We start from the raw sequence: 5,961 nt of genomic DNA, 5'->3' as shown, positions 1-5,961 counted from the left end.
TATCCGGGGAGTCCTTCCCCGTTTAGACGTGTGTTCGCGCGAAACGGGGACTGACTCCCCGCATCGCCGGACAACCGCCGATCACTCGCCGGACGACCGCCGATCAGTCGCCGCAGAACCTTCGATCAGAGGAGCAGCCGTGGACACCGCCACCGCCCCCACGCGCCGGGCCGCCCGCCCGCGGGCCGACGCCCTGCGCAACCGGGAGCGGATCGTCGCCGCCGCACGCGAGATGTTCGTGGAGTACGGACCCGACGTACCCCTCGACGAGGTCGCGCGCCGAGCGGGCGTCGGCAACGCCACGGTCTACCGCCACTTCGCCGACCGCGACGAGCTGGTGCGCCACGTCGTCCGCTATGTGACCGGCCGCGTCGCGGACCTCGCCGAGCAGGGCATCGCCACGGCGGACGCCGACAAGGACGCCGCCTTCACGGCACTGCGCACCTTCGTGCACGCGGCGGCCGACGAACGGATCGGCGCCCTGTGCCCGATGCTGCAGTCCGGCTTCGACCCCGACCACCCCGACCTGATCGACGCCCGGGAGCGCATGGAGCGCTCCATCGAAGGCCTCGTGGATCGGGCCCGCGCGGCCGGGCAGCTGCGCACCGACATCGCCCTCGGTGACCTGATGATCGCCCTCTCCCAGCTCGGGCGGCCCCTGCCGGGCACGCCCTGCCCGAACATGGACCGCTTCGTCCACCGCCATCTGCAGCTGTTCCTCGACGGCCTGATGGCGCCCGCACGCTCCGAACTTCCGGGGGAGGCGGCGACTCTGGAGGACCTCCGGCAGCGCTGACCCCACCCCTTACATACGTACGTATTCACTTATTCACGTTTCGCAACTTCCTTACCGCTAGGTGGCCACTTCCATGTCAGAAGCAGATCCGAGGCGCTGGAAAGCCCTCGTCTTCATCGCCCTCGCCCAGCTGATGGTCGTCCTCGACGCGACCATCGTGAACATCGCGCTGCCCTCCGCCCAGGAGGACCTCGGCATATCCGACGGCAACCGCCAGTGGGTCATCACGGCCTACGCCCTCGCCTTTGGCGGCCTGCTGCTCTTCGGCGGCCGCATCGCCGACCTGTGGGGCCGCAAGCGCACCTTCGTGACCGGCCTCATCGGCTTCGCCGTGGCCTCCGCCCTCGGCGGTGCCGCGACCGGCGAGGCCATGATGCTCGGCGCCCGCGCACTCCAGGGTGTCTTCGGCGCACTGCTCGCGCCCGCCGCGCTCTCCCTGCTCGCGGTGATGTTCACGGATGCGAAGGAGCGCGCCAAGGCCTTCGGCATCTACGGCGCGATCGCCGGTGGCGGCGGCGCCGTCGGCCTGATCCTCGGCGGCTTCCTCACCGAGTACCTGAACTGGCGCTGGACGTTCTTCGTCAACATCCCCTTCGCGGTGATCGCCGCCCTGGGCGCGTACTTCGTCATCAGTGAGCCGGCCGGCACCCGCAACCGCTCGCCGCTCGACATCCCCGGCGTGGTCCTCTCCACCCTCGGCCTGGTCACGCTCGTCTACGGCTTCACCCGCGCCGAGTCCGAGGGCTGGTCGGACTCCGTGACCATCGGCGCGTTCGTCGCCTCGGTCGTGCTGCTCGCCGCGTTCGTCGTCACCGAGGCCAGGGTCAAGTCGCCGCTGCTCCCGCTGCGCGTCCTGACCGAGCGCAACCGCGGTGGCGTCTACCTCTCGCTCGGCCTCGCCATCATCGCGATGTTCGGCCTGTTCCTGTTCCTCACGTACTACCTGCAGATCGTCAAGGGCTACTCGCCGGTCAAGACCGGCTTCGCCTTCCTGCCGATGATCGTCGGCATGATCGTGGGCTCCACGCAGCTCGGCGCCCGCCTGATGACCCGCGTCCCGCCGCGGCTGCTGATGGCCCCGGGCTTTCTGCTCGCCGCGCTCGGCATGCTGCTCCTGACCCAGCTGGAGATCGGCACCTCGTACGCCGGTCTGATCCTGCCCGCGCAGCTGATGCTGGGCCTCGGCATGGGTACGGCGTTCATGCCCGCGATGTCGCTGTCCACCCACGGCGTCGAGGCCCGTGACGCCGGTGTCGCCTCCGCGATGGTCAACACCTCGCAGCAGGTCGGCGGCGCGATCGGCACGGCGCTCCTGAACACCATCGCCGCCTCCGCGACCTCCGCGTACCTCGTGGACCACGTGGCCGAGGGCGGCAACCTGAAGCTCGTCCAGGCGCAGGCCATGGTCGAGGGCTACACCAGCGCCATCTGGTGGGCGGTCGGCATCCTGGCGCTCGCCGCGCTGATCGCGGCGACGTTCATCAACACCGGCCACCAGGGCGGCCCCGGGGCGTCCGGGGACGCGGACTCGGCGGAGGGCACCGAGGGCGAGGTCAAGATCCCGGTGATGGCCCACTGACCCCGTCCGGCACGGCCTCCTAGCGGAGCCAGGGAAGGTCCGCACCGGCCTCCTGCGGCTGAAGTCCCTCGGCGACGATCGTCATGATCTCGCCGAGGGACTTCTGCTGTTCGGGGGTGAGCCGGTCGAAGAGCGCCTGGCGTACGGCGGTGACGTGGCCCGGCGCGGTCCTGCGAAGCACCTCGAACCCCTCGTCGGTGAGGACCGCGAGCTGGCCGCGCTTGTCCGAGGGGCACTCCTCGCGGCGCACCCAGCCGCTCTTCTCCAGGCGCGCGATCGCGTGCGAGAGCCGGGAGCGGGTGATCTTCACGGTCTTGGCGAGCTCGGTCATCCGAAGGCGCCGCCGGGGGGCGTCGGAGAGCTGGACCAGGAGCCCGTAGTACATGTGCGGCATGCCCGCGTCACGCTGGAGCTGACGGTCGAGGACGTCGTCGAGAAGCGTGGTCGCCTGGAGGTAGGCCCGCCAGACGCGCTGCTCATCGCCGTCGAGCCAGCGGGGTCCGCCGTTCCGGGAGGGAGTGGGTGCCGTATCCATGTACCTACTGTACGAGCCGCTTCCTTGAACCTTTAACGAAGCGCACGGCCAGTGGAGGCGCCCCGAAGGGGCGCGGGGAACTGCGCGCCCAGCCCCAGCGGACCCGCAGATGAATTACAACAGAGGCCCCCTTAGCCGCCGAGGGGCTCATTAAGCTCAACGCCCCGCACGGCAGCCGCCAGCGCCCCCTCATCGCCCACATCCAAGGCCGTGTCGGCCAGCTTGATCACATGCTCATCCCCATGAGCGAGCGCCAGCTCAACAACCTCCTCCGCAGAGAAAGCCCCCCGCACCTCATACGCCACCGGCGAGGACGGCGCGTACATGGCCGTGACCGCAGCCGACGCGGTCCAGGCCGCATGAAGGCTCGGCACCCACAACTCGCGAGGCAACACAGCCAGCGCCCGCAACACCGCGTTCGGCGCCGTCGCCGCATGCACGAGCATGATCTCCTCGCCATGCCCATGCGTGGCATACCGATGCGTCGCCGCCCGCACCAGCTCAGTCAGCCTGCGCCGCGCCTCCTCGGGGCCGTCCACGGACGCCGCCCACGCCGGCAGCGCCCGCACGCGGTCGAGCCGCGCGGGAAAGCCGCCCTCCGCCGGGCCCTCGATGGGCACCACCGCCTCCAGCGCACCGGCCGCGCTCTCCGCGCCCGCCGCGCTCTCGGCACCCGGCACCGTGGCGAGGCCGGTGACGGGCCGGTGCCGAGCGGCCCAGTAGCCGAGGCCGTGCGCGAGTTCGGCGACACGGGGCGCGGTGGCCTCGCCGCCCGCCAGGGCGCGCACGGCGTGGCCCACCCGGATCACCGGGTGCGTCGAACCCCCGTACATCCCGGGCAGCAGCACCGGCCACCACTCGGCGAGCACGTCCCGCCAGGGCCGCGCCTCGACCTCCCGGAGGAAGTACGCGATCCAGTCCCCGGCCCGGCGAGGATCGCCCAGCGCGGCCCGCCGCTCGGCATCGGCATCGGCGCCGACGCCGGTGAGCGGGGCGGCGGACGCGGGAAACTCCTCCAGCTTCGGGGCGTAGAGATCGAGCCATCTGTGCACCGCCCCCGCCTGCCCGCGCGCGGCTAGCGCCTCGACGGCCATGGGCGCGTGATTGGTGAGGCGCCCCTGACGCTCGGGCCCGAAGCCGTGCAGCCGCGTCAGCGCCTCGTCCAGAATGCCTGTGGTGTCGGTCATGCCGGGACCGTAGGCCCCTGATCGACTCGTCCGTAACGGTCCCGCGCCCTAGGTCCGGCGCCCCGCGCCCTAGGTCCGCGGGCCGAGGGGACGCTCGTACCAGGCGACATCCCAGTACCGCCCGAACTTCCTGCCCACTTCCTCGTACGTCCCCACGTGCCGGAACCCGAAGCGCTCGTGGAGCCGGACCGAGGCCTCGTTCGGCTGGGCGATCCCGGCGTAGGCGCGGTGCAGGTCCTCGCCCTCCAGGGCCTCGATGAGCGCCTTGTAGAGCAGCGTGCCGATGCCGCGCCCGGCGGCGTCCGGCGCGCAGTACACACTGACTTCCACCGAGGTGGAGTAAGCGGGCTTCGCGCGGAAAGGGCTACTGGTGGCGTACCCGAGCAGCCGGCCCGGGCAGGTGTCGGAATCCCGTTCCTGGGCAACCAAGAGGCGGTAGGGGCCGTCTTTCGGGTGGGAGAGCAGCCAAGGGCGTCGCTCTTCCGGCAGGAAGGTGACGGTGTCGAAGGTGATGGCCGTCTCACGTACGTAGTGGTTGTAGAGGTCGGTGAGGGCTTCGAGATCCGTCTCGACCCCCGGCCTGACCTGCACCTCGGTACCGCCTGTCACTGTCTGGCCTCCCCACGTGGCGGCACAGGGTACTGCACCGTCAGGAAAAAAGATGCGCGGCTTGGGAATTCTGTCCGGATTCCAGTCGTTGTTTCCATCGGATGCAGGGCACTCGAGGGTGTGCCATCCGCCACAGAGGCCCCACAAAAGGGCCGACCAGGAATCCACATCGCAAGGGAGCACGCATGGCAACCCGTGCCGTCGCCCGTCGTAAGTCCGCCTCCGGTGGGTCCGACGCGGCACGCAGTGTTCGCGCCGTAGGCGGGGAGATCGCCGACCGCGACCTGGTCGGCATGTACCTCGACGAGATCGCGCGTACGCCGCTGCTGGACGCCGCCAAGGAAGTGGAGCTGTCCCAGATCATCGAAGCGGGTGTGTACGCCCGCAAGATCCTGGACGCCGAGGTCGAGGACAGCAAGGTCACCGCCGACCGCGAGGAGCTGGAAGCCCTCGTCGCCGACGGTGAGCGGGCCAAGGACGTCTTCATCCGTTCGAACCTCCGGCTCGTGGTCGCGGTCGCCCGCCGCTATCCGCGCAGTGGCCTGCCCCTGCTCGACCTGATCCAGGAGGGGAACGCGGGCCTGGTGCGCGCGGTCGAGAAGTTCGACTACGCCAAGGGTTTCAAGTTCTCCACGTACGCCACGTGGTGGATCCGCCAGGCCATCACGCGCTCGATAGCCGACCAGTCCCGCACCATCCGCCTCCCCGTCCACCTGGTCGAGGAGCTGGGCCGGATCCGCCGCGTGCAGCGCGAGTTCAACCGCGAGCACGGCCGGGACCCGGAGCCCGCGGAGGTCGCCGCCGAGCTGTCCTCGACGCCCGAGCGCGTCATCGACGTCCTGGACTGGGCCCGCGACCCCGTCTCGCTGAACATGGGCGTGGACGACCAGGGCGACACCCAGTTCGGTGACCTCCTCGAGGACACCTCCGCCGTCTCGCCCGAGCAGTCCGTCCTGTCGCTGCTGCGCAGCGAGGAGCTGGACGGCCTGCTGGGCCGCCTCGACCAGCGCACGGCGTCCATCATCAAGATGCGGTACGGCATCGAGGACGGCCGCGAGCGGACGCTGACGGAGGTCGGCAAGGAGCATGGCCTCACCCGCGAGCGGATTCGGCAGATCGAGAAGCATGCGTTGCTGGAGCTGAAGAAGTTGGCTCGGGATACGGGGTTCGACGCGGTGGCCTAGGCGGCCGGCCCTGGGCGGTTCTCCCGGGGCTCGGGGGTTTTCTTCGCGCTTCGCGCGGTGTTTTCCCACCC

Annotated in this window: 6 protein-coding genes; 3 read left to right on the top strand and 3 right to left on the bottom strand. The window is 70.4% G+C overall.

Annotated features, from left to right (window positions below; all coding sequences use genetic code 11):
- Positions 1 to 139: 139 nt before the first annotated feature.
- A complete protein-coding gene (locus GKQ77_RS25920) occupies positions 140 to 796 on the top strand; it encodes a TetR/AcrR family transcriptional regulator (RefSeq protein WP_219691358.1) in 657 nt (218 codons plus the stop codon).
- A 73-nt stretch (positions 797 to 869) separates the two neighbouring features.
- Entirely contained in the window at positions 870 to 2,375 is a 1,506-nt protein-coding gene (locus GKQ77_RS25915) for an MFS transporter (protein WP_219691357.1), read from the top strand.
- 19 nt (positions 2,376 to 2,394) lie between these two features.
- Here the strand turns inward: GKQ77_RS25915 and GKQ77_RS25910 are convergent, their stop codons facing one another.
- From GKQ77_RS25910 to GKQ77_RS25900, 3 genes are all read right to left on the bottom strand, one after another.
- A complete protein-coding gene (locus tag GKQ77_RS25910) occupies positions 2,395 to 2,910 on the bottom strand; it encodes a MarR family winged helix-turn-helix transcriptional regulator (RefSeq protein WP_219691356.1) in 516 nt (171 codons plus the stop codon).
- Between the two features lie 131 nt (positions 2,911 to 3,041).
- Entirely contained in the window at positions 3,042 to 4,097 is a 1,056-nt protein-coding gene (locus GKQ77_RS25905) for a questin oxidase family protein (RefSeq protein WP_219691355.1), read from the bottom strand.
- Positions 4,098 to 4,166: 69 nt separating this feature from the next.
- Positions 4,167 to 4,688, bottom strand: coding sequence for a GNAT family N-acetyltransferase (locus GKQ77_RS25900; protein ID WP_219691359.1), 522 nt, complete (start codon positions 4,686 to 4,688; stop codon positions 4,167 to 4,169).
- Between the two features lie 203 nt (positions 4,689 to 4,891).
- Between GKQ77_RS25900 and GKQ77_RS25895 the strand changes: the two genes are divergently transcribed.
- Positions 4,892 to 5,890: a sigma-70 family RNA polymerase sigma factor gene (locus GKQ77_RS25895; RefSeq protein WP_219691354.1), complete on the top strand. Its 999-nt coding sequence runs from the start codon at positions 4,892 to 4,894 to the stop codon at positions 5,888 to 5,890.
- The last annotated feature ends 71 nt before the right edge of the window (positions 5,891 to 5,961 follow it).

Origin of the sequence: Streptomyces anatolicus (assembly GCF_019400875.1) — a bacterium.
Classification (GTDB): domain Bacteria; phylum Actinomycetota; class Actinomycetes; order Streptomycetales; family Streptomycetaceae; genus Streptomyces; species Streptomyces anatolicus.
The sequence above is the reverse complement of the archived record's forward strand: the minus strand, read 5'-3'. Positions and strand labels throughout refer to the sequence as shown.